Source organism: Faecalibacillus faecis, assembly GCF_003024675.1.
GTDB lineage: Bacteria > Bacillota_I > Bacilli_A > Erysipelotrichales > Coprobacillaceae > Faecalibacillus > Faecalibacillus faecis.
The window spans coordinates 191,458-214,311 of record NZ_PYLP01000003.1 but is presented as its reverse complement, the minus strand read 5'-3'; the positions used below and the strand labels follow the sequence as shown (position 1 = coordinate 214,311).

Genomic DNA, 22,854 nt, shown 5'->3' with positions numbered 1-22,854 from the left:
TTTTTGTAAATTTAATTATCATCTAATATAAAATATATTCAATTATGCAAAAAAAGGTAAGATTTTCGCTTACCTTGCATTTTATAAATTTTTAATATCTTGAACGACACGTTGTAAATCTTCTCTGATTTTAATAGATTGTGGACAAAGTTTTTCACATTTACCACATTTCTTACAAAATTCAGCTTGTGCATCTCCTAGATTTGTATAACGTCTTTTAGCTGTATCTTTAAGACCTAACATACCGTATTCATTCCATAACTTGAAGTTACCTGGAATATCAATACCAAATGGACAAGGCATACAATATCGACATCCTGTACATCCATTTTTAGTTTTCGCTTTAATCATATCAGCTACTTTTTCTACAAGTTTTTCTTCATCTTGATCTAATGGTTTAAAATCTTTAAAAGTAGCTAAGTTATCTTCTACTTGAGCATAAGTTGACATACCACTTAAAACAACTTTAACATTTGGAAGTGAAGCTACAAAACGTAAAGCCCAACTTGAAATGCTAACATTTGGATTATAGTCAGTAAAGACTTGTTCAATATCATCTGAAAGGCTAGCAAGAGCTCCGCCTTTAATAGGTTCCATAATAACTAATGGTACATTCTTTTCTTCTGTAAGTTTGTATCCTTTCATTCCTGCTTGGATATCGGTATCAATGTAATTTAATTGAATTTGGCAGAAATCCCAATCACGATAATTAATGATTTCTTCAAAGACTTCATAATCATCATGGAATGAAAAACCAAAATTTTTAATTCTTCCTTGTTTCTTTAATTCTTCACAATAAGGAATGATATTTAAATCAATGACTTTTTTCCATGTATCTTTATTTAAAGAATGTAATAAATAGAAATCAACATAATCGACATCAAGTCTTTTCATTTGTTCTTCAAAGATTTCTTTTGCTTGTTCCAATGAATCAATTTTAAAAATTGGTAACTTTGTCGCAAGATAAAAATCTTCTCTTTTATATTTCTTTAAAACTCTACCTACAAATGGTTCGCTTTCGCCATCATGATAAGGATAAGCTGTATCAATATAAGTCACACCACTTTCAATAGCATGATCTAACATTCTTTCTGCTTCTACTTCATCAATGGTGCCATCTTCCTTTTTAGGAAAACGCATACAGCCAAATCCTAATAATGAAGGATTGACATTAAGTTTATCAATCTTACTATATTCCATCCTTTTATCCTCCCTAAATTAACCTACATTTATTGTAAACCCTAAAGCTTGGTTTATGTCAAGATAGATTTAAAAAAGGATTTTTAAGAAGATTGATATATTTTAATTTTATTCATTTGTTCAATTATTTTATAAAGAATCTCTATATTATCTGTAAACTGAATCGACTTCGCATAGTTATATTTCTTACAATAACTTTTCCATAATTTGTGCATTGTTGCATCTGTAGCAATATTTGCTAGTATAACATTATATTCTAATAATAAATTTTTCGTATTTCTCTTTTCACAAGTTTTATCAAATGCTATCTTTATAATGGTTGTATAAAATTGTGACATCATAAAAATCTCTCATTCTTGTATTCAATATACTTCTAGATAGAATTGTTTGTAATTTTTCAGCAAGTAAAGTTTCTAAATTATATGACCATAAATTAATTGTTCTATTTTCAAGCAAAAGAGGATAATGGTAAACAATTTCCTTAGGTGTAATAACATCTCCTGTAGAAATATCAATTTTAATTGGTACCACTATTCTTTCTAGCCTAGCATTCATGTGTATACGTATCCCCGGATAATCCATATTATCCATGATATTTGATATTTCTAGTAATTCAAATTCGATATTATCTTCTAATTTAATATCTTTTATTTCCGTAATAATTTCATATATTTTTTCTTCATTCAAATTAAAATTCCTAATAGTAGTATCAATATCCATAGTAGAACGCAGTGAAATACCAATCATAGATGTAACAAGGATTCCTCCTTTTACAATAAAACAATCTCTATATTTTGAAAAAGCAATTCTCTCTAAAAATCTTTCCATCATGTATATACGTAATAAGGTAATTGGATCTGAATGATTCTGCTTAGCTATATTTTTTATTTTTCCTTTTATTTGTGCTGATGATAGATACATTACAAAAGTACCTCCATATATTGTCGAACTATTTTATCAATTCTAAAAGCTTTAGCATATTCCATCAATTTATTTAAATCTTTATCTTTTTTACTAACATATGTTTTGAGCACCGAATTAAAATCTTGAATTTCAAAATTACTTCTACTCCTTACCAAATCACATATCGTTCTTTCTAAATCATACATAGGGACTGTGTGTCCAAAATTATTAATTACCGTTGTTTTCCCTAAATCTAATAAATCTTTTTTTACAGTATAAATTTTATATCCTGAATTAGTTAACGATGAAGGATTATAACCAGTGTAAATCGTCATTGTATGAACAAGTGGTTCACGATCTACTAAACCATAATAATATAAAGCATCATCATGTGAGATGATTCCTCTAGGGCAACGTAATGACAAAGTATATGATTCATCTTCTAAAGTTTCTTGGGTGATATACATTCCCGGTCCAATTTTTTCCATATGATTTATTTTTATATAATCATAAATTGCTTGTCTTGAAACATCTCTTTTTTTTACGTTTTTAACAATTAAAATACCACTATCTATATATCCATCAATTTTGTTCATAAATATCGCCCCCCTTTACTTTACAATCTCGCTAATATTATATTTAATATTAGCAAGATTGTAAAGTGGTTATAAACATTTTTTCGAAACAACACATAATAAATACCTTTCAAAAAAACATGCAGCACCAATTACACAAACTTTTTCATCAAACTGTACATTAGATTGGTGTAAAGGATAATCGCCACGTTCATCCATAAATCCAGCATTTAAAAGCATATAAGCTGTCGGTATTTTTCAGCAATAATAGCAAAATCTTCTGATGCAATAGCTGTACTATTAGGTATTCCTTTTAATCCTTCAATTCCTATTTGTGACATATATTCTGCCATTTCTAAAGTTAGCTGCGGATCACACATAAGCGATGGTACTGTTGAAACCATTTCAATTTCAACTGTTCCACGATAGGTATCTGCAATTTTATGACATACTTCCTTCATACGACTTAATAAATTTTCTCTTGTTGAAACATTATTTGTTCGTAGTGTTCCTTGTAAAATTGCACTTAATTCTATTTTTTCTTGCGCACTTTTTTGTGTGCCTTTTGTTTTAAAATAGCATTACATCATTCACATTTTTTTTATACCAAAATTATCACTTATTTCTCTCTAAGTTTTCGAACCTACTCTACAAAAATAATTATATATCGCTTATTACCACCGTCAACTTCTTTTATATCCCCTTATCAAAAGTTAAAAAATTCATTTTCACTAATAAATCATCAAATTAAAAGGCACCAACAATTCCTATTTATCTAGGTTTATTAGTGCTCTTCTTAATTTTTTCATGTCCAACTTATTTATTGGTTTTGCTTTCAGCTTTTATATAATCACAATCGCTTTATTTTTTCTTCTTTTATATTATTGATAAATGAGTTCAAAATAACATAAGGTATATAAATTTTTATAAGGAAGGAAATATACCTTAGTCTAATTCTTCACCATTTGTTGTAATAACTTTTTTATACCAATAAAAAGAATCTTTTTTTATTCTTTTTAAGCTACCTTTACCTAAATCGTCTAAATCAACATATACAAAACCATATCTTTTTTTCATTTCTCCTGTTCCAGCAGAAACAATATCAATACATCCCCATGGAGTATAGCCAAGTACATCAACTCTATCGATTTCTATTGCTTTTTTTAATTCTTTTATATGATTTCTAATGTAAGAAATACGATAGTCATCGTGAATTTCATTATTTTTTAATATATCATCATTTCCCATTCCATTTTCTACTATAAATAATGGTTTTTGATAACGATCATATAATTCATTTAAAACAAATCTTAATCCTTCTGGATCAATTGGCCATCCCCAAGGTGTTTTTTCTAAATATGGGTTTGGTGATGCTTGTTGTCCACCAGTAGTTGTCGTATTAGGAGAAAAACGATCAAATGCAGTTGTTCGATAATACGAAAATGCAAGATAATCAGATGTATTTTCTTTTAACCATTTTTCATCCTCAGGTTCCATCTTTAATTTAAAATTATATTCATCAAAAATAGCTTGTGCATAATTAGGATAATATCCTCGACAAGTAACATCACTAAACATCAATGCTTTTCTTCTGAATTCATATGCTCCAAATACATCATCTGGATGACAAGTCGCAGGATAAATTCCAGAAAGTGCACACATTGTACCTAACATAAAATGTGGATTAATCTCTCTTGCCATTTTATTTGCCATTGCGCTGGCAACTAACATATGATGAATTGATTGAAACTTAATTCCCGCATCTTCTAATGGTGTTTCTCCTTGATTAGAATGAGCTCCAGTTTTACGATGATTCGAAGCTAATCCAAGTGTCCAATAACCACCCAATACATTTATTTCATTAACGGTAATCCAATAAGTAACTTTATCTTTCCATCTTTCAAAAAGAACTTTTGCAAATTTTAAATAAAAATCAATTAATTTACGATTGATCCATCCACCATATTTAGTAGCTAAATTTAAAGGCATATCAAAATGTAAAATTGTTACTAATGGTTCTATATTATGCTTTTTTAATTCATCAATAACATTATCATAAAAATGTAGTCCTTCCTTATTAGGTGTTTCATCATCACCGTTAGGAAATATTCTTGTCCACGATATCGAAAGACGATACGTTTTAAATCCCATTTCTGCCATTAAAGCAATGTCTTCCTTGTAGTGATGATAAAAATCTGTAGCTTGATGGCTTGGGTAATAATACCCTTCTTTTAAGAAACCAACATATCCATAAGGAATGCATTCTCCCATTTGGATTGTCACTTCATCACCTTGATCATTCTTACAAAAAATACGTCTAGGTTCATCCTTAGTTCCATTAGTTATTAAGTCGTGAACAGCAATTCCTCTGTCACCTTCCTGCCATCCACCTTCATATTGATTAGCGGCAGTAGCACCACCCCATAAAAAATTCTTTGGAAAACTCATATTTCATTTACTCCTTCTTCGTTTTACATTAATTAAACAATTTTTAAAGAACAAACTATTTTATTTTTGTTCAAGTTTGACTTGTTTATTAGACATCAAAACAAATGGAACCCAAATAATAAATGTAACAATTAAAATAATAGCTTGAACAATAATTCCATGAATTCCATAGCTAATAAATCCTGTTACAAATACTGGTAACCCTGGTGGACAATCAAGTACTCCACAAGTTAAAAACCCTATATTTGTAGCAACTACAGCAATAAATGCTGCAATAACTGAATTAAGTATAAATGGAATTGCAAAGATTGGATTTAATACTAAAGGTAAACCGAAAACTACTGGTTCATTAATACCACAAATACCAGGAATTAATGAAAATTTTGCAATAGATTTATGATCTTCACGTTTTGAAAAAATGAAAATTGCTATTAATAATGATAGAGTAATTCCTCCTCCACCAACAACAACGAAACTAGTCCAAAAACCTCTTGTTAAAATATTTGTTGCAACTCCTCCAGCTTGTACAGCAGAAATGTTTTCTGCAAGTCCAGCAGCAGATAAAGGACCTCTAACTCCTTCAATAACCATACCACCATGAATACCTAAAAACCAGAATAATTGATTTACTAATGCAAGAACAAGAATACCACCTGTTGTATTTGCTAACGCTTGTAACGGAAGTTGAATAATATTGTAAATCCAAACATTTAAATAATTACCAGTGAATGTATTAAATAAACATCCCCCAACTGAAAATGCAGTAATAATAATGAAAATAGGGATTAAAATATTAAATGAACGAGCAATTCCTGTTGGAACCGAATCTGGCATTTTAATTTTAAAAGCATCAATGTTAGTCAATAATCCAAAAAATTTTACAGCAACCATTGACATAATCATTGAAACAAATAGTCCTTGTGCTCCAATAACACCTGCACCTAATCCATTGACCACAACTGGATCTTTTAAACCTTCGACCACTGTACTTATTGTATTTGGACATACAGCTAAATAACTTAATAATCCAATTAACCCACTTTCTAATTGTGGTAAGTTTTCTTTTTCAGCAAGTTTATAACCAATTAAAAATGCAATTGGTAATGACATACAAGAAATAGTCACAAAATTTATCGCTGTAAATGCTGGAGATAAATTTGATAACCATGGAACCCATTGTGCCAAGCCATTAGCTCCAGATACTAATATATTTAACATACTACCAAATGAACCAACAATAATAAACGGTACAAACATCGTAAATGCTTCTTTAATCGAACCAAGATATTTATTTGTTTCGACTTTTGAGCTTATTGATAACAAAACATTTTGTAATTTATCTTTCATTTTTATTTCCTCTCTCTCTAAAAAATATAAGAATTTATTTCTGCAGATCTATCTATATCTTTCATATGTAATTATAAAACCTCTATTATAGAACTCAATGTATATAAATTCCATTTTATTGTGGAACTTTTCAAAATACAGAAAAAGAATTGATAAATTACCAATTCTTTTTCTATATTTTCAATTCAATATCATTAAATATTTTTATAATTTCTTCTTGGTCTTGTTTTTTTATAATTCTTTTTATATAGTTAGAATTATCCGCAAAATAAGAAAGCTCCTTATATAAATCTAAGATTTTTATCCCTATATTTTTACCAATAAGCGGTATAATAACAAGTTGTACTTTTTTCTTATTCCATAAAATAGGTTTTGATAAAATACCTATAATAATTTTTGTCTTTGGTTCATCAACACAACAAGATAAGATGGCGAGCATATTTTCTAATTCATAGTTTCCTATACAATCCTCTTCAATCAAATTTTTTGAAATACTTTCATTTCCTAAAGTATTTTTTATAATATAAGAAAGAACTCCTTCCTTTGTTTCTTCATTAATATTTTTTATTATTAAATTCCTCTTAATTACTTCTTGCATATGAAAACTATCTTGATCATCCAAAAAGGAGAGTATTCTTTTTTTATCATTATTATTTAAAAAATAATTAACTTCTATTACTGGTATAGGCAACTTATTTTTTATCGGTGTGCTCGTTATAAGAAAATCAACATCTTCAAAATCATAACTTTTAATTCCAATATAATCAACCGTTTGAATTTCATTTATAAATTTTCCGTACATTTCCTTTATCTGATACGCTAAAGTACTTGATGTTCCTCTTCCTACACCGCACATTACAAGAATGTTCTTTTTATCTTTTATTTTCTTTCTAAGAAGAGCAAGTTCTAAATGTAACGCGATATATCCTATTTCCTCATCACTTAAATTATTTCTATGATAATCTACAAGATGACTACATGCAGCAACAGCTAATTGATAAGCCAATATATTTTGTTGTTTTATTTTATCAATAAGCGGATTACGAAGAACTACATTATATCTTGAACGAACCTCTAATGGAATAAGATGTAAAAGTAAGTAATCTCTTAATTCATTATCATTAGAAAAATCAATGTGCCATTGTGATTGAATATTAACTAACATAGTATTTACAATTTGATTAACATCAAAATCTTTGATAATACGATGAATACTTTCATCAAAATTTCTAATAATTCTCTTTGATGCTAAATGTATTGAAAGAGACACAATTTCTTGATCACTCATCTCAATTCCTAAGTGTTTATGAATTTGTTTTGCTAATTCTACAGCAACAACACTATCAGTCCAACGAGAAATATCAATAATCATTTCTTCTGTAGCTTTCAATAAAATACCTTGTTTAATTCTTTTTAATGATACAAAAATAACAATAATAAAGTTTTGAACAGATACTTCTGACATTGAAATTTGATATTTGACCATTACATTTTCAAGAATTTGACTAATATTTTGAATCATTAACAAATCATTAGAATTAAACTGATTTCCTGGAAAATCATCGCGTTGATCAATATAAGAAATATATATTGCTGCTAAGCATAATCTCTTGTTAAATTCTCTTCCTTCTACTCTCATTCCATAATGTGGTTTTTGTACTAATTTTAAATCATATTTTGACAGTGATTTTCTAATTCCCTTTAGATTTTGCGATAATACAGAAGCAGAAACAAATAGCATTTCACATAATGTTTCTGATTTAACCCAATCATTAGACTCTATCAAATATTTTTGAATCCAATCTTCTCTTTCATTAACACTAAAAACAAAAGAATCTTGTAAAGAGCGATAGGAATTACATAAATTAATAAATTCATCAACATTATTAATAACTAATTTTAATCCTTGAGATGTTTTGACATCAATATAATTCTTTGTTGATTTCATGTCTTCATTTATTAATTTAATGTCTTTTAATATTGTTTTGGTACTTACATTACATAACGCACTTAGATTTTCTGAAGTCACATATTCGCCGTTCTCTTTTAAATATTTTAATATTGTGTAATTTCTTTCATTCATATTGCTATTATAATATTTTATCTAGAAATTTGTCTACTCATGCTTTTTAACATATTAAAACCAATTAGCTATAATATATACTTTTAATAAGAAAAGACACATCTAATCAATGATTTTTATACCTAAATAAGTACTATTTTAAGTATATTTATCATCAATAGATGTGTCTTATTTTGATGTGTTAATCACAAATTTAAAATCAAAAAAACGTTGATTTTATTGTTGTTTTATTTGTTTCTTGGCTTCATTTGAGGGAATAAGATAACTTCTTGAATAGATTCTTGTCCAGTTAATAACATAACTAATCTATCAATACCCATACCCATTCCACCTGTTGGTGGTAAACCATATTCTAGAGCTTCTACGTAATCTAAATCCATTTCGTTTGCTTCGTCATTTCCTAATTCTTTTTCTTTCAATTGATCAGCAAATCTTTCATATTGATCGATTGGATCATTTAATTCAGTAAACGCGTTAGCATATTCGTTTCCACAGATAAATAATTCAAAACGTTGTGTGAAACGTGGGTCTTCTAAATTCTTTTTAGCAAGTGGTGAAATTTCAATTGGATGACCATATACAAATGTTGGTTCAACAATTGTTTCTTCTACATATTTTTCAAAGAATTCATTGATAATATGTCCATAACCAAAGTGAGCTTCTACTTCAATACCATGTTCTTCAGCTAATTTTTTAGCATCTTCAAATGACATATGTTCATTGAAATCAATACCCGTTTTTTCTTTAATAGCTTCTGTCATAGAAACACGTTTAAATCCTGGAGCTAAAGAAATATGATGTCCTTTATAATCTAATTCATAAGTTCCATTAACTTCCATAGCAGCATTAGAAATAATACCTTCAGTTAAATCCATCATACCTTCAAGATCACTAAATGCTTTATAAACTTCAATAGTAGTAAATTCAGGGTTATGAGTCCTATCCATACCTTCATTTCTGAATAAACGTCCAATTTCATAAACAGCATCCATACCACCGACAATTAATCTCTTTAAAGATAATTCAGTAGCAATACGTAAATAGAAATCAGTATCTAATGTATTATGATGTGTAACGAATGGTCTTGCAGCTGCTCCACCTAAGATTGGATTTAATACAGGTGTTTCAACTTCTACATAGTTTTTACTATCTAAATAATGTTGAATTGAACGAATGATTCTTGGTCTTGTAAACGCAATTTTTTTAGCATCTTCATTCATGATTAAGTCAACATATCTTCTTCTATATCTTTCTTCAATATCACTTAAACCATGGAATTTTTCTGGTAAAGGACGTAATGCTTTTGTTAAATGTGTATATTCACTTACTTTAATTGAACATTCTCCAGTATTTGTCATAAATACTGTTCCTTTAATTCCAATGATATCTCCAATATCACCTTTTTTAACGATTTCATAAGCTTCTTCACCAATAGTATCTTTTCTTACATATAATTGGATTTGTCCATCTCTATCTTGAATATGCATGAAACATACTTTACCTTTACGACGTTTAGTCATAATTCTACCAGCTACAGATACTTCAACAGCCATTTCTTCTAATTCTTCATGTGTTTTTTCACCATATTGTTCTTTAATACCTTTTGAATAAGCAGTTACATCAAATCTTTGACCAAAAGGATCAATCCCTTTGTCGATAAGTTCTTGCATTTTTTCTCTACGAACAAGTTCTTGTTCACTAAACTTTCTTTCTTCCATAATTTCCTCCTAAAATATAAAAAACTCTCCATCCCATGGGACGAGAGCTAAATCGTGTTACCACCCAAATTCATTAATAGGTCACCCTATTAACCTCAATAACTATCTATTAATAGTCTTGCCTATAACGTGGCTTACGTCATCCTATCAAAAACATCCAAGATGCAGCTCCTAGTCTTTATTCATAATAGTTTCATTATCTTTTCCACCAACCAAGACTCTCTTTAAATGAAGGGCTATTATTACTTGTCTATTCATTGCCTTTATTTCTACTTCGTTATCTTAACTTAATTCAAATTTATTGTCAATATAAGCGATAAAATTAGTTTTAATAATGAAAAAATGTACTAGGTGCATTTTATTCATGAATCTTATTATTTAATTCTTACAAAATCAAGTTCAAAATGTTTAGCTCTTGATCCTGAATAACCCATATCTAATAATGAAATTTGTTTCATTTCTTCTTCATTTAATTCAAAATCAAAGATATCTATATTTTCTTTAATTCTTTCTATACGCGTCGATTTTGGTTCTCCATAAGCTTGATATACTGATTCTTCACATTCTTTTTATCTGATCAACTCCTACCATTGGCATTTTTAATTCTTTTTTCATATTTATCCCTAAAATAAATGCCACCTCGCTCTCTGACAGTGGCAAGGTGACATTTAGTATCTGATGGTATTTTATTGATCTTTTTAATCAAAACAAGTAATAATATTTTTCTTGTGCATCTATCACAAATATATAAATATTTCTATTTGTGCTCTATACACGAAAGTTTTTTCTTTAAAGAAATCGTTTGAATGATTTTATAAACAATAATGATAAACAATACAAAACATACAAAACTAAGATAAGTATAACCACCCCAGTAATATTCGTCCGTATTTCTTATTGGATAAATGATCCATTCTAAACAAATAAATAAAACTGTTAAAAAACCTGTTATAAAATAATTAAATATAATTTTATTTTCTATCTTTTCTTTCATCTTCATCACCATTATTTCTTGGGAAATAATTTTATCCATATCCACCATCTACATGTTTCCATTTCCCATTATTATTTCTTATCAATATCCACTGATAATCCTCATAATCACAATTTGAATTTAAGCCTATTTTCCATGCAAAATAATTTGTATGAAAGTTTGTTTTTAAAACAATTGCTTCCTCTCCTTGATATTGTTTTGCATAGCTTGTAAACAAAGCTTTATCATCACCAGCATAATAAATTTCCTTTAAAGTACAGCCTTTCCAATCTTTTGAAAATTCTTTTTTGATAACATCTATTGCCTCTTGAATTTCTTCTTCTGTATAAATATCCGAATAAATCGTTCTTACTTTAACTTCTTTTCTTTGACAACCCACACACATGATAAGTAATAAACAAAGAATAATTTTATAAAACTTTTTAGTAACCATGATCCACTTCCTGCCATTCACCTTGATGATTTCTTATAAGAATCCAAGAAAAATTTTCATAGGTACTATTTGGATTTAAAGAACCATCTCCAGCTGTTTTATCTACATTAAAAGTTGATTTTAAAACAATGGCTTCTTTACCTCCATATTGTTGTGTTATTTCTTTAAAGCGTGCTTCGTTATCTCCGGCATAATAGATTTCTTTTAAAGTACATCCTTTAAAGTTATCATTAAAATGATCAATCACAAGATTTATAGCAGAAGTAATATCATCATAATCATAAATAGAAGATGGTACTTCCTTTTGAACAATATAATTCTTTTCACGTTTTTCAATACGAACAAGCATATTAATATTTGTTTGAATGACGTATTCATAATTATCATCAACATATGCTTTATAATCACCACCACTATAATGAGAAGGAAGGATAACTTCTGTAAGTGGCAATTGTTGATTCATTAAAATATCTTGGGAATGTTTGATGATTTCTATTGGATCTTTTTCAATTGTTGATGTAATACTATCGGTAAAACCGTATTCTTTAGAAACATATTGGATAATTTTATGATTTTTATCATATGTGACATCCAGTCTTAAGGTTGGGTTATCTTTATCGTTATTGAAATTAAAATAGTTTTCTTTTTTATCTTCATAGACATAACCATTTTTCATAAGTTCATCTAATACTTCTTGAGGAAGAAGTTCTTTTAATTCTTTAATTGTTTCTGCTTCACTTAAAGTACTAAAGCGTAAGTATTTATTCTTTGATTGGTTTAATTCTGTATTAATTTCTGTACGTTTTGCTTTGCTTTTCTTAACAAACATTTGTCCTTTTTTATTAAAAGTAATTTCTATTTCAAAAAGTTTACTTTCTTTAGATTTATAATTCACTTCTATTCTAAAATAATCTGAAACATCTTTAAAACTTTCTTTATCAAATACATCTTCATCTGGCTTCCAAATAACTTTTAAATCTTTTTTTGTATGATAATACTTTTTATAAAGCTTATAAGAAAGCGTGGTTTCATTTTCATATACTTTATTACCTAATTGTATTTCTAAAGGATAATTTCCTTGAACAATACGTATCGACTCAATTGCATCACTTTCAACATCTACAGTAAAATAACTTGTTGTAAGATAACCATTCAAATAATAATTTCCTTCATAACTTTTTAAATCTAACTGTGATTGTTTAAATTCCACATTTTTAGAGAAATACTTTTCTTCATATTTCTTTTTTAATTGAACTTTATCTGCTATATCAACTATATCAACTCGATCATGAATTAAATAATAATCCATAGGTGTTGATTCCTTGGTAAGCGAAGTATAAGTTTGATTATAAGCAATGACTTCAAAAGTATCTTTATTTATTTGTTTGCTTTGTAAAACACAAACAAATAAAAGAAGACAACAAGAAAGAATCAAAATAGGTTTTAGATAATGATGTTTATAAGATTTTTTTTGATCAAGTAAATGTTCATCAACATGAACATGATCATAATAGTTTTCAAATGATTTATTTTTCATCAGACTCTATCTCCTTCCTTAATTTATTTCTTGCTCGATTAAGCAAAACACGAACATTGTTTTCTTTAATATGTAAGAGTTTTGCCATTTCTTTAGTTGAATATCCTTCATAATAAAATAAATAAAGAACCGCATTATATTTTTTAGGAAGTTTATTTAAATACGGTGTTAAATCAATTTCTTTCTTTTCAAAGATATAAGCTTGTTCATCTATTTCTTCTACCTTATTATTCCAAAACGATTTTAAAGATGTTTTACTACAATTAAGTGTCACTCTAATAAACCATGCTTTTTCATGTTCTAAAGATTCAAAAGTGGGTTTTCCTTTAAGATAACGATACATGACATTTTGAAAGATATCATCCGCTTGATCTTTTTGATGACATTGGCTAAAAGCAAGACGATAAACCAGATCTTTTTCACGTTGAATGACTTCTTCCATATTTAAAACCTCCCTTCATTAGTAATACTTTTTAAAATAGTTATTTGTTACAAAAATTATAGCATTTTTATAAAAAAGTACCTTGGTACTACCAAGGTAAATGTTTTATATTTAGTTTTTCATAATTTATATTTTGACTTTGATAATAGTGGACTTGATGATATTCGTTATCAAGAATTTTAATAATATTATGGTTAAGAATAACAATAATAACGATTGCTTTTCCTTTTTTATTACTAATATAAAATTCATATTGTTTATCCTGATTATCATGATTAATATAAGAAAAAGTTGGATCAAATGATCGTTCAGTTTTAATGGTTTTGATCTTTTTAAAATCATTAATATTTAAATAATCACAAAGTTGAATGATTTTCTTTTGTGTTAATAAATCTTCCTTTTTAACTATTAATGATGAAGGCTTGCGATAAGCAAAATCAAAGGAATGTCCTACATAATAATCACTACATAATCTTTAGATTATATTTTGATAATTTCTTTTATAGTCTTGTTGTTTTTGTACGTTGTACATTCCTATTAAACAAAGAATAAAAGACAGACAAACAATACAGATGATAGAAATATATTTTCTTTTTTTCTTTCTTTTTTGAATAATATATTCATTGCTTTGAAGAAGTTCTTCATAGTCTAGTTTTAAAATAGACGTTATCTTAGCAAGTAAAGTAATATCCGGATAACCTCTTCCTGTTTCCCATTTACTGATTGTTTTATTACTGACATTTAATAAATCAGCTAATTGACTTTGAGTGTACCCTTTTTTAAGTCGTGCATTTTTAATAGTTTGTGCAAATCTGACGTTATCCATATGCTTTCCCTCCTACTTCAACTATACATGAATCAAATTAAAATAGAAAGAAAAGAGCTATCTACTGATTGTAGACATATGAAATGTTTCCATTTTGGAAACATTTTTAATTTTATGAGTGAATACTTTTATAATGCTCGTTGAGGTGAATAAAATGAAGAAAAAAACGATAAACAGTGAGCTAGTATATCTGTTTGCTATAATCATTTTATCTTTTTCAATAGACTTAATGACTATTGCGAATATGGGATTATCTGCTATAAATGGACCAGCCTATATTTTAAGTAAAAAGATTGACTTACTTACATATGGTCAAGCAGAGTATATTGTTGAAGGAATTGTATTTATTATTTTTTGTGTTTTGATGAAGAAGTTTAAAATTACCTATTTAAGCTCTTTTATTACAGGTATTTTGTATGCTACGATGGCTGATGTTTGGAAAATAATTTTTCCTTTCTTTCAAAATCAATATGAAATATGTTTTCAACTACGAATCATTTATTTTCTTATAGGTTTTATCCTTTCAGCAATAGCCATTGCATTGTTTTATAAGTCTTATTTATATCCACAAATATATGATTTTTTTGTACAAGAAATGTCAAAAAAATATCATCTATCTTTAAAAGTTTTTAAAACTGGATTCGATTGTATTTTCCTTATTTTATCTTTCATTATGTCATTCATGCTGTTTCATGGAATCGTTGGTATTGGTATTGGAACAATGCTTGTTGCTTTATTTAATGGAATCTTGATTGATTTTTTTAAAAATTTTTTTGATAAACATTTTGTATGCATTCCAAAGCTTACAAAACTAGCAGAATATTTAAAATTATAAAAAAAACTATAAAGAAATTCTTAGTTAACCTGGATTTCTTTATAGTCTTTTTTATTCAGTAATCATGCCTTTATAGTTCATACCATAAAGTTTTGCAAAACGACTCATTGTATATTCACCAGCCACTAATTGTTCCTTAGTAGGTGCATATCCTTGGAAAACAAAATACATATCTTTTCCTTGAAGTAAGCTTTCATCTACATAACCATAAAAACGATCTAAAACATTACGAATAGCTCCTGACATACTATGCCAATAAAGTGGTGAACCAATAACAATTGTATCTGCTTGTTTCATTTGTTCAATAACTTCATCTAATTGATCATCTTCAAAGTTTTGACCATAACTGTAGATTTTATAATCAACTAGATTTAATGTTTTAAATTCTTGATCTTTTAAGAATTTTTTAGTAAGTCTTACAGTATTTCCATTTTTATTAGGACTTCCATTAATAAATAAAATACTCATTTTTATATCTCCCTATAACTTATATATAATTGTGTTTCATTTCTAATAATTTTATAGTGTTTAATAATATTAATTAATAAATTAATTTGATATTCTTCGATATCACCTATCAAATAAAGTTGTTCATTTGATAATAAGGGTTCAAAAGAATAATCATTAAGTTGTAATAGATTTATGATTTCATCTTTTTGTTTGCTTAGACAAACAATAATTGCTTTTTGCATTTTTTCACCAACTTTATTTATAAAATATATCTAATTTTTCAATTGCTTCTTTTACAACACTTTCTTTGTAATACGTTTGTATATGGGTTGCATCTTTAAGATAATAAAGTTCTTTTTCTTTTGTCGTAATCGCTAGTTCAAAAGCTTGTTCACTCATATAATTTGTATCAGCATGATCTCCAGCCATCATTAATAATGGTTGATCAAGAAGATACATAAATTGAACTGGATCATAAACCATTAAATCCATCAAGTTTCTTTGTAAAAAACATGAGTGACTATTAGGATGAAAATGTGTTTCTACATAATATTCATAACCTTCACGATACATTTCAATTGGTAATTGATGCCCTACTTCTGGTTTCATCTCTGTCATATTCGCATTATAAATCAAAGTATCTTCATTTAATTCTTTTTCTCGAATAGAAGCAACCTCATGAAGTCTTTTTAACACGGTATCAGCTTGACTGTTTTGAAAGCTTTCACATCTAACCGCTCCCGTATTAAACATAGAGACAGTAGCTATTTTCTTTAAACGTTTATCCATTTGTCCACATGAAAGCATATAGCCTCCACCACCGCAAATACCTAAACCATAGATACGTTGTGAATCAACGCCAGGAAATGAGAAGATAGCATCAATCATCCCTCTAATATCTTCTATGCGATAATAAGGAATATCTTGTTGTCTTGGCATTCCTTCACTTTCACCAAAAAACATGCAATCAGAGACAATTGTAATATATCCTTTTTCAGCAAGTCTTTGTCCATAAAGTCCAGCTGCTTGTTCTTTAACTGCTCCATTAGGAACAGCGATAACAATAGCAGGATATCGTTTATCTTTACTATAGTTTTTTGGTGTATAGATATTAGAAGCAATTTTTATGCCATTTAATTGATAAGTAATTGGATGTATTTGAACTTCATTTTCTTTATTTTCAGTTATTGCATTTTCATAAACCAATCCAAAAGGATTAGAAGAAAAGGGAAAAGCTTCCCTTTTATCTAATTGAATCATTAATGACCTCCAAATACTTTAAATTCCATTGTATTTAATTTATCATCAATTGTTTTAACTTCTTCTTGACCTAATTCAACATTACCTGCTTCAAAGTTAGATTGAAGTCTATCAAGTTTTCTTGATCCTGGAATTGGAATAATGAAATCATATTTATTAATCATCCAAGCAAGTGACATTTGTGCATTTGTTGCATGATGTTTTTCACCAATTTGAGAGACAACTTCTAATAATTCATTTGTCTTTTTAATTCCTTCTTCACTGTATTGAGGCATATCAGGTCTAAAGTCTTGTTCACCACTACCGAAAGCTTTTTTAGATTGATAAGCACCTGTAAGAGCTCCATTAGCAAGAGGAGAGAAAGCAACATAAGTGATTCCTAATTCTTTACATACAGGCATTAAATTTTCATGCCATCTAGCCATCATTGAATACCTGTTTTCAATAACAGTTACAGGACATACAGCATGAGCACGTCTTAAGTATTCTTCATTTGTTTCAGAAATACCCCATGCTTTAATTTTTCCTTCTTCAATTAATTCTTTCATCACACCAGCAACAACTTCTGGTTCTACTTTAGGATCAATACGATGTTGATAATAAATGTCAACATAATCTGTTTGTAATTTCTTTAATGATCCTTCTAAGGATTTTCTAATTGTTTCTGGTGAACTATCAAATTCAAGGTGATCACCCATATGTTTAACACCAAATTTAGTACATAAGATAATATCTTTTCTAAATGGTTTAACAGCTTCACCAACAACTTCTTCGTTATAAGCTGTACTTCCATCAGGATTAACTCCTGTATAACATTCAGCTGTATCATAGAAATCATATCCCATGTCATGTGCTTTTCTTAAAATTTCTACTGCTTCTTCTTTAGGCGTTGGAAGTCCACTGGCATGAGTTAATCCCATACATCCTAGTCCAATCGCATTAACATACATATCTGTTTTTCCAAGTCTTACTCTTTTCATCTTTCTACTTTCCTTCCTCATAATCACATGAAGCTGATACTTCAGCCCATTTATCTAATTCTGCAATTTTTGCTTCTAAAGTTGATTTAACTGCTGTTACGGCTGCTTTACCTAAAGTTAAAATTTCTGGTAAATCATCATTATGCACAACATCTACAATGACTTTACCAGCTTTATCTGGATCACCTGCTTGTTGATGTTTGTTTTCAAAGTTACCTGGTCTTGATTTACCCACGACTGCTTCATAATCACCAATTTGAGCTTTTGTTCCTTGTAAAGATTCACCATCATAGAATCTTGTTCTAAAAGCTCCTGGTTGAACAACCATTGCTTTAATTCCTAATGGAGCAAGTTCTTTCATTAAACCATTTGTAAGTAATTCTAAGGCTGCTTTACTTGAAGCATAATATCCTGAACCTACAGCGGATCTTGCTGCTGCAATCGAAGTCACATTTAAAATATAGCCTGATTTTTGTTCTCTCATTTTAGGAAGAACGGCTTTAATTAATTCAATTGGTCCAAATAAATTAGTTTGATATAAAGTTTGAACTGCTTCGATTTCTCCTTCTTCTACAGCACTACGATAACCATATCCTGCATTATTAACAAGAACATCAATTGTTCCAAATTTATCGTATGCTTCTTTTACAGCGTTTTTAATACTATCTTGACTACATACATCTAAAGAAACAGCTAAAGCCGTTTCTGGATAAGCTTCTACAATATCCATCACTTTACCTTTATTTCTTGCCGTAACAATTGCTTGATCCCCACTTTCTAAAACAGCTTTCGCAATTCCTTTTCCAATACCACTTGAACATCCTGTAATTAACCATGTTTTCATTTTTTAGTTTCTCCTTTTTACACACATATTTTATTTTTTTATTACTTAAAAGTACAATACCAATAAAGAAATGTGCTATAATTTAAACGCATAGTAGGAGGTCATTATATGATAGAACTTAATCAACTTGAACAACTTATTTATATTGCTGAAAATAAAACAATTTCTAAAGCTGCCAAAGAATTATTAATTTCACAACCAGCCCTTTCACGCTCTATGCAAAGATTAGAAAGTGATTTAGGAGTAGAACTCTTTGATCATTATAAAAATAAAATTGTTCTTAATAAAAATGGTGAATTAGCTGTTAAGCATGCTCAAAAAATCATTAAAAGTATTCAAACAATGATAAATGATGTACAAGATTATGATCAATCATTTCATCGTATTTCTATTGCAACTTGTTCTCCTGCACCCATGTGGGATATTGAACCTTTAATTAAAGAACTTTATCCACAAATAACAATTCAAACAGCCGTTATTAACAAAAAAGATTTACTTACAAAATTAAAAGAAAAAGAGTATCACCTTGTGATTACTCCTGAATATATTGATGATTCTCAATATTTTTGTATTCCTTATGTTGAAGAAGATCTTTTATTATCATTACCATTAAATCATCCTCTTGCAAGTAAAAAAGAAATTAAATTTCATGATTTAGATGGTCAAACCATGCTTCTTTATTCAAATATTGGTTTTTGGCATGATTTACATATGCAAAAAACCCCAAAAACTAAATATCTCTTACAAGAAGAACGCCTTACTTTTAATGAAATTGTCAAAGCATCAACACTTCCTTCTTATACTTCTAATCTTTCTATTAAAAGAGAGGGTAAGATGTCTGATCGTGTAATTCTTCCCATTAATGAAGAAGAAGCCCATGTCACTTATTATGTTGTGATGCTTAAAAAAAATAAGAAAAAATATAAAGATCTCATTGATAAGATTGAGCATTATTATGATTATTAAAAAAGAACAGTGCATTTTTATTTCTTACACTGTTCTTTGCTTTCTATAATAACATCTAACAAATCATTTATATGATTAATTTGTTCATTTGTAATTACTTTTGTTTCAATCGGTTTCAATAATTTACTTATATTTTTAAAATTATATCTAATTTGCGGCATAAGTAAAACTAAGTCATAATTACCTATTACTTTACTACAATCTTCTGTATGAAATGCTTCAACTTCTATGTTCAGCTGCTTTTTTTCAATTTCTTCTTGCAAAACATGACAGATATTTTTTGCTGAAATTGAAAACGAACAAATAATCGCAACTCTATACATCTTTTTCTAAAATATATAATGCATCTCTATTAAAATATGTCATTTTAATAATGCTTGTCTTTCCATTAATTGTTTGAAGTGGTGAAACATATCTTCTTGTTAAATCAATTGCAATTGCTTTATAGTTTGACAAATCTAAATTTAATTCAATGTCAATATTATGTGGAACATATAACACAATTTTATCATCTTTTCTAGCAATTCTAATTTCTGGATTTTCTTTTACAAGTAGTTCTTGTATAGCTTTTAACCCATATAAATCATAAGTTTCAAATATATATTTTATATAACCATAATCCCAAGCACCATCAAAACATAAAGCTTGTTGCCAACATTTAGGAGTCGCAAATCCTTCTCCCAACGAAGCTTCAAATCCTTTATTTGTAGTATGCCAACTATAGATTCCTGCCGCTCCATAAGTAATTCCAGCACTGGCTCCAGAAAGTAAAGACATCCATGCAGCTCTAATGATATCTTCTTTACTCCATCTTCCATACATTTGTCTGGAATATCCCATATCTTCATAACATGGTTCACTATTTATTACTGGTTTACCTTTATATTTATCTGCCATTTCTTCTGCAAGTAAGTAAGGCATTCCTAAGTTTTGAGCATTATGACCACTTTGATAAAAACATAAATCCAAATATGAATAAAGATTATCTGGTATATATGTATATCTTCCTTTTATGTGTGTTGTATATAAACAATTAGGTGCTAATTCTTTTATTTGTTTAGCACATTTAACATAATATTCAATACATTGTTCCGTATTAAAATCAGTATCTCCACTAATAATATAAAGTGGTTCATACTTTGTAAATGTTTCATGAATAATATTTATATAATTGTCAATACAATCTATTGGCATAAGACCTTTTGAATAAAATTGACTTGCCCATGTATCAGGAACAAAATTACACCACATTATAACAAGCGCTAATTCAAAGCCTTTTTCTTTAGCACGTGCGCACATTTTATCTGCATGCTCAAAATAAGATAAATTTAATTTTTTATAATTATATTTTCCATCAATAACTTCAAAAGGTTCATAACATAAATCTGTGGCGGATGCATCCCATTGAGGGAGGATGTTGATTTGTAATGTGTTAAAACCTTGTGATTTACGATAATCTAAATAATAATCCCAATCATTATCTTTAATATTTGTAAATGCAGACCAGCATGTATCTGCTAGGTAGAAAAATGGTTTCCCATTTTTCATTAGAATATTATTTTCTATTGTAAGTGACATAATTTTCCTCCTATTTATTTTCTGTTGTAAATACTATTCTGCGGTAGCTTCTAAACTTTGTTCTTGTTCATATCTTTGTTTATCAGAAACTTTAAAGAATGGATACCAAATTAAACATCCAATGAAAATACATACAACTTGTAAAATTGCAGCTTGCCAACCCCCAGCAAGTAATGGTTTTAAGATAATTGGCATACACCATGGTACTTGTACACCTGTAAATCTTGGTACTAAACCTATGTACATACTGAAATAAGCAACTAATGTTTGTACAACTGGTGTTAGAATAAATGGTATTACCATTAATGGGTTCATAATTAAAGGATAACCAAATACAACTGGTTCATTAATTGTGAATAACCCAGGAATAATACCTAATTTCCCCATTGTCTTATTTTGTTTTGATTTAGCAAATAATAAGATAACGATACATAATGATAAAGTACCTCCTGCACCACCAATTCCACTAAAAGTATCATAGAATGTATTACATAAAATATTTGGTAAGGCTTTACCAGCAGCATATGCTTCTAAGTTAGCTGTTGCCATAGGTAAATATACAGCAGTAATTACACCACTAATAACATTTGATCCATGAATTCCAAAGAACCATAAAAGCATTTGTACTAAAATTAAAACCACTAAAGACCATACACTTCCACCTAAAGAATTTAAAGGTGTCACAATAACTGTATAAACTAACTGTGTAAATGAACCATAAGGAGTAAATGAGAATATTGTAGCCACAACAATGAAAATTAATCCTACTAATATTGCTGGAATTAATGCTGTAAATGTATTAGCAATCATTGGTGGTACACCATCTGGCATTTTAATTTTTAATTTATCAACATTCATAAATGCACAATAGATTCTTGTAGCTATCAATGCAGCAATCATTGCACCGAATAAGCCTTTAGCACCCATAAATTCCATCATCAATCCACTATCTTTTGTTAGTGGTGTAGTAATAAAAAATGCAAAAACTGAAATTAATCCTGCTGGAATTTGATCACATTTAAAACTTCCAGCTAAACGATATCCAATTAAGAATGCTGCATAAATTGATAAACAGCTTGTTGTTACTGTTGATGCAGTTAAGAAATAAGTTTTAACTCCTATTTTTTCAATAAATTGTAAATAAGGATCAAATGGGAATACCCCTAAAAGACATCCAATTGAACCAATAATCAAGATAGGTAATGTCCCCATCAACCCTTTAGAAATAGCATCCAGATAAACATTTGATGCAACCTTAGATGATAGTTCCAAAGCTTTATTAACATATTTGTTATCCATTTTATTTTTCCTTCCATCTCATACATATTCTAGTAGTGTTGCAACTCTCTACAACCAAAAGTATAATGAAAGTGGTTTCATCGGTCAATACTCAAACTAAATTTTTATTTAAATTTTAACTAAATATTTTACTTAT

General features: G+C 28.5%; 24 protein-coding genes and 1 other annotated feature. Of the genes, 2 read left to right on the top strand and 22 right to left on the bottom strand.

Annotated elements, in window-relative coordinates:
* Positions 1 to 81 precede the first annotated feature (81 nt).
* The 14 genes from C7U55_RS04485 to C7U55_RS04420 form a co-directional block, all read right to left on the bottom strand.
* Entirely contained in the window at positions 82 to 1,200 is a 1,119-nt protein-coding gene (locus tag C7U55_RS04485) for an aldo/keto reductase (protein WP_106987521.1), read from the bottom strand.
* Positions 1,201 to 1,283: 83 nt separating this feature from the next.
* A complete protein-coding gene (locus C7U55_RS13895; protein WP_239985158.1) occupies positions 1,284 to 1,541 on the bottom strand; it encodes a hypothetical protein in 258 nt (85 codons plus the stop codon).
* Entirely contained in the window at positions 1,498 to 2,121 is a 624-nt protein-coding gene (locus C7U55_RS04480) for a nucleotidyl transferase AbiEii/AbiGii toxin family protein (RefSeq protein WP_239985157.1), read from the bottom strand. The genes C7U55_RS13895 and C7U55_RS04480 overlap by 44 nt, the downstream gene beginning before the upstream one ends.
* The gene (locus C7U55_RS04475) at positions 2,121 to 2,699 is read right to left on the bottom strand and encodes a type IV toxin-antitoxin system AbiEi family antitoxin domain-containing protein (RefSeq protein ID WP_239985156.1); all 579 of its coding nucleotides are present in this window, start codon (positions 2,697 to 2,699) and stop codon (positions 2,121 to 2,123) included. The genes C7U55_RS04480 and C7U55_RS04475 overlap by 1 nt, the downstream gene beginning before the upstream one ends.
* A 209-nt stretch (positions 2,700 to 2,908) precedes the next feature.
* The gene (locus C7U55_RS04470; RefSeq protein WP_106987520.1) at positions 2,909 to 3,139 is read right to left on the bottom strand and encodes a hypothetical protein; all 231 of its coding nucleotides are present in this window, start codon (positions 3,137 to 3,139) and stop codon (positions 2,909 to 2,911) included.
* Positions 3,140 to 3,623: 484 nt separating this feature from the next.
* Positions 3,624 to 5,126, bottom strand: a complete 1,503-nt coding sequence (locus tag C7U55_RS04465; RefSeq protein WP_106987519.1) for a glycoside hydrolase family 1 protein — start codon at positions 5,124 to 5,126, stop codon at positions 3,624 to 3,626.
* A gap of 60 nt (positions 5,127 to 5,186) precedes the next feature.
* Positions 5,187 to 6,473, bottom strand: a complete 1,287-nt coding sequence (locus C7U55_RS04460) for a PTS sugar transporter subunit IIC (protein ID WP_239985155.1) — start codon at positions 6,471 to 6,473, stop codon at positions 5,187 to 5,189.
* Positions 6,474 to 6,645: 172 nt separating this feature from the next.
* Entirely contained in the window at positions 6,646 to 8,556 is a 1,911-nt protein-coding gene (locus C7U55_RS04455; RefSeq protein WP_106987517.1) for a BglG family transcription antiterminator, read from the bottom strand.
* Positions 8,557 to 8,783: 227 nt separating this feature from the next.
* A complete protein-coding gene (gene lysS / locus C7U55_RS04450) occupies positions 8,784 to 10,274 on the bottom strand; it encodes a lysine--tRNA ligase (RefSeq protein ID WP_106987516.1) in 1,491 nt (496 codons plus the stop codon).
* 33 nt (positions 10,275 to 10,307) lie between these two features.
* Positions 10,308 to 10,541: a binding site (T-box leader), on the bottom strand.
* Positions 10,542 to 11,031: 490 nt separating this feature from the next.
* Positions 11,032 to 11,307 (bottom strand): hypothetical protein, encoded by a 276-nt coding sequence (locus C7U55_RS04440; RefSeq protein ID WP_106987515.1) that lies wholly within the window; start codon positions 11,305 to 11,307, stop codon positions 11,032 to 11,034.
* A complete protein-coding gene (locus C7U55_RS04435) occupies positions 11,300 to 11,701 on the bottom strand; it encodes a hypothetical protein (RefSeq protein WP_106987514.1) in 402 nt (133 codons plus the stop codon). The genes C7U55_RS04440 and C7U55_RS04435 overlap by 8 nt, the downstream gene beginning before the upstream one ends.
* Positions 11,691 to 13,238, bottom strand: a complete 1,548-nt coding sequence (locus C7U55_RS04430) for a hypothetical protein (protein ID WP_106987513.1) — start codon at positions 13,236 to 13,238, stop codon at positions 11,691 to 11,693. Before C7U55_RS04430 ends, C7U55_RS04435 begins: the two co-directional genes overlap by 11 nt.
* Positions 13,228 to 13,680 carry an RNA polymerase sigma factor gene (locus C7U55_RS04425; RefSeq protein WP_106987512.1) on the bottom strand — a complete coding sequence of 151 codons (453 nt, stop codon included), beginning with the start codon at positions 13,678 to 13,680 and terminating at the stop codon, positions 13,228 to 13,230. The genes C7U55_RS04430 and C7U55_RS04425 overlap by 11 nt, the downstream gene beginning before the upstream one ends.
* A gap of 475 nt (positions 13,681 to 14,155) precedes the next feature.
* Positions 14,156 to 14,506, bottom strand: a complete 351-nt coding sequence (locus C7U55_RS04420) for a helix-turn-helix domain-containing protein (RefSeq protein WP_106987511.1) — start codon at positions 14,504 to 14,506, stop codon at positions 14,156 to 14,158.
* A gap of 154 nt (positions 14,507 to 14,660) precedes the next feature.
* Here C7U55_RS04420 and C7U55_RS04415 point away from each other — a divergent pair, with 154 nt between their 5' ends.
* Complete coding sequence (locus C7U55_RS04415) at positions 14,661 to 15,341, top strand: DUF6198 family protein (RefSeq protein WP_106987510.1); 681 nt, start codon at positions 14,661 to 14,663, stop codon at positions 15,339 to 15,341.
* Between the two features lie 51 nt (positions 15,342 to 15,392).
* Here C7U55_RS04415 and C7U55_RS04410 read toward each other — a convergent pair whose 3' ends face one another.
* Genes C7U55_RS04410 through C7U55_RS04390 form a run of 5 tightly spaced genes read right to left on the bottom strand, consistent with a single transcriptional unit; the run spans position 15,393 to position 18,875 of the window.
* Positions 15,393 to 15,809 carry a flavodoxin family protein gene (locus C7U55_RS04410; protein ID WP_106987509.1) on the bottom strand — a complete coding sequence of 139 codons (417 nt, stop codon included), beginning with the start codon at positions 15,807 to 15,809 and terminating at the stop codon, positions 15,393 to 15,395.
* A gap of 2 nt (positions 15,810 to 15,811) precedes the next feature.
* Positions 15,812 to 16,033 carry a hypothetical protein gene (locus tag C7U55_RS04405; RefSeq protein ID WP_106987508.1) on the bottom strand — a complete coding sequence of 74 codons (222 nt, stop codon included), beginning with the start codon at positions 16,031 to 16,033 and terminating at the stop codon, positions 15,812 to 15,814.
* Positions 16,034 to 16,046: 13 nt separating this feature from the next.
* On the bottom strand, positions 16,047 to 17,051 hold the full coding sequence (locus tag C7U55_RS04400; RefSeq protein ID WP_106987507.1) for an alpha/beta hydrolase: 1,005 nt from the start codon (positions 17,049 to 17,051) through the stop codon (positions 16,047 to 16,049).
* Positions 17,051 to 18,031, bottom strand: coding sequence for an aldo/keto reductase (locus tag C7U55_RS04395; protein WP_106987506.1), 981 nt, complete (start codon positions 18,029 to 18,031; stop codon positions 17,051 to 17,053). Before C7U55_RS04395 ends, C7U55_RS04400 begins: the two co-directional genes overlap by 1 nt.
* Positions 18,032 to 18,035: 4 nt before the next feature.
* Positions 18,036 to 18,875: an oxidoreductase gene (locus C7U55_RS04390; RefSeq protein WP_106987505.1), complete on the bottom strand. Its 840-nt coding sequence runs from the start codon at positions 18,873 to 18,875 to the stop codon at positions 18,036 to 18,038.
* Between the two features lie 108 nt (positions 18,876 to 18,983).
* Here C7U55_RS04390 and C7U55_RS04385 point away from each other — a divergent pair, with 108 nt between their 5' ends.
* Positions 18,984 to 19,841: a LysR family transcriptional regulator gene (locus C7U55_RS04385; protein ID WP_106987504.1), complete on the top strand. Its 858-nt coding sequence runs from the start codon at positions 18,984 to 18,986 to the stop codon at positions 19,839 to 19,841.
* Between the two features lie 17 nt (positions 19,842 to 19,858).
* On the opposite strand, the gene C7U55_RS04380 is transcribed toward C7U55_RS04385, so the two are convergent.
* From C7U55_RS04380 to C7U55_RS04370, 3 genes are read right to left on the bottom strand one after another with little or no spacing between them, the layout of a single operon-like run.
* Positions 19,859 to 20,164: a PTS sugar transporter subunit IIB gene (locus C7U55_RS04380; RefSeq protein ID WP_022002470.1), complete on the bottom strand. Its 306-nt coding sequence runs from the start codon at positions 20,162 to 20,164 to the stop codon at positions 19,859 to 19,861.
* Entirely contained in the window at positions 20,157 to 21,419 is a 1,263-nt protein-coding gene (locus tag C7U55_RS04375) for an apiosidase-like domain-containing protein (protein ID WP_106987503.1), read from the bottom strand. The genes C7U55_RS04380 and C7U55_RS04375 overlap by 8 nt, the downstream gene beginning before the upstream one ends.
* A 33-nt stretch (positions 21,420 to 21,452) precedes the next feature.
* Positions 21,453 to 22,718, bottom strand: coding sequence for a PTS sugar transporter subunit IIC (locus C7U55_RS04370; RefSeq protein ID WP_106987502.1), 1,266 nt, complete (start codon positions 22,716 to 22,718; stop codon positions 21,453 to 21,455).
* Between the last annotated feature and the right edge of the window lie 136 nt (positions 22,719 to 22,854).

Excerpts from the sequence above, each read along its gene's own strand:
- C7U55_RS04485 (WP_106987521.1), bottom strand. The coding sequence starts at position 1,200 with ATGGAATATAGTAAGATTGATAAACTTAATGTCAATCCTTCATTATTA.
- C7U55_RS13895 (WP_239985158.1), bottom strand. The coding sequence starts at position 1,541 with ATGATGTCACAATTTTATACAACCATTATAAAGATAGCATTTGATAAA.
- C7U55_RS04480 (WP_239985157.1), bottom strand. The coding sequence starts at position 2,121 with ATGTATCTATCATCAGCACAAATAAAAGGAAAAATAAAAAATATAGCT.
- C7U55_RS04475 (WP_239985156.1), bottom strand. The coding sequence starts at position 2,699 with ATGAACAAAATTGATGGATATATAGATAGTGGTATTTTAATTGTTAAA.
- C7U55_RS04470 (WP_106987520.1), bottom strand. The coding sequence starts at position 3,139 with ATGAAGGAAGTATGTCATAAAATTGCAGATACCTATCGTGGAACAGTT.
- C7U55_RS04465 (WP_106987519.1), bottom strand. The coding sequence starts at position 5,126 with ATGAGTTTTCCAAAGAATTTTTTATGGGGTGGTGCTACTGCCGCTAAT.
- C7U55_RS04460 (WP_239985155.1), bottom strand. The coding sequence starts at position 6,473 with ATGAAAGATAAATTACAAAATGTTTTGTTATCAATAAGCTCAAAAGTC.
- C7U55_RS04455 (WP_106987517.1), bottom strand. The coding sequence starts at position 8,556 with ATGAATGAAAGAAATTACACAATATTAAAATATTTAAAAGAGAACGGC.
- lysS (WP_106987516.1), bottom strand. The coding sequence starts at position 10,274 with ATGGAAGAAAGAAAGTTTAGTGAACAAGAACTTGTTCGTAGAGAAAAA.
- C7U55_RS04440 (WP_106987515.1), bottom strand. The coding sequence starts at position 11,307 with ATGGATAAAATTATTTCCCAAGAAATAATGGTGATGAAGATGAAAGAA.
- C7U55_RS04435 (WP_106987514.1), bottom strand. The coding sequence starts at position 11,701 with ATGGTTACTAAAAAGTTTTATAAAATTATTCTTTGTTTATTACTTATC.
- C7U55_RS04430 (WP_106987513.1), bottom strand. The coding sequence starts at position 13,238 with ATGAAAAATAAATCATTTGAAAACTATTATGATCATGTTCATGTTGAT.
- C7U55_RS04425 (WP_106987512.1), bottom strand. The coding sequence starts at position 13,680 with ATGGAAGAAGTCATTCAACGTGAAAAAGATCTGGTTTATCGTCTTGCT.
- C7U55_RS04420 (WP_106987511.1), bottom strand. The coding sequence starts at position 14,506 with ATGGATAACGTCAGATTTGCACAAACTATTAAAAATGCACGACTTAAA.
- C7U55_RS04415 (WP_106987510.1), top strand. The coding sequence starts at position 14,661 with ATGAAGAAAAAAACGATAAACAGTGAGCTAGTATATCTGTTTGCTATA.
- C7U55_RS04410 (WP_106987509.1), bottom strand. The coding sequence starts at position 15,809 with ATGAGTATTTTATTTATTAATGGAAGTCCTAATAAAAATGGAAATACT.
- C7U55_RS04405 (WP_106987508.1), bottom strand. The coding sequence starts at position 16,033 with ATGCAAAAAGCAATTATTGTTTGTCTAAGCAAACAAAAAGATGAAATC.
- C7U55_RS04400 (WP_106987507.1), bottom strand. The coding sequence starts at position 17,051 with ATGATTCAATTAGATAAAAGGGAAGCTTTTCCCTTTTCTTCTAATCCT.
- C7U55_RS04395 (WP_106987506.1), bottom strand. The coding sequence starts at position 18,031 with ATGAAAAGAGTAAGACTTGGAAAAACAGATATGTATGTTAATGCGATT.
- C7U55_RS04390 (WP_106987505.1), bottom strand. The coding sequence starts at position 18,875 with ATGAAAACATGGTTAATTACAGGATGTTCAAGTGGTATTGGAAAAGGA.
- C7U55_RS04385 (WP_106987504.1), top strand. The coding sequence starts at position 18,984 with ATGATAGAACTTAATCAACTTGAACAACTTATTTATATTGCTGAAAAT.
- C7U55_RS04380 (WP_022002470.1), bottom strand. The coding sequence starts at position 20,164 with ATGTATAGAGTTGCGATTATTTGTTCGTTTTCAATTTCAGCAAAAAAT.
- C7U55_RS04375 (WP_106987503.1), bottom strand. The coding sequence starts at position 21,419 with ATGTCACTTACAATAGAAAATAATATTCTAATGAAAAATGGGAAACCA.
- C7U55_RS04370 (WP_106987502.1), bottom strand. The coding sequence starts at position 22,718 with ATGGATAACAAATATGTTAATAAAGCTTTGGAACTATCATCTAAGGTT.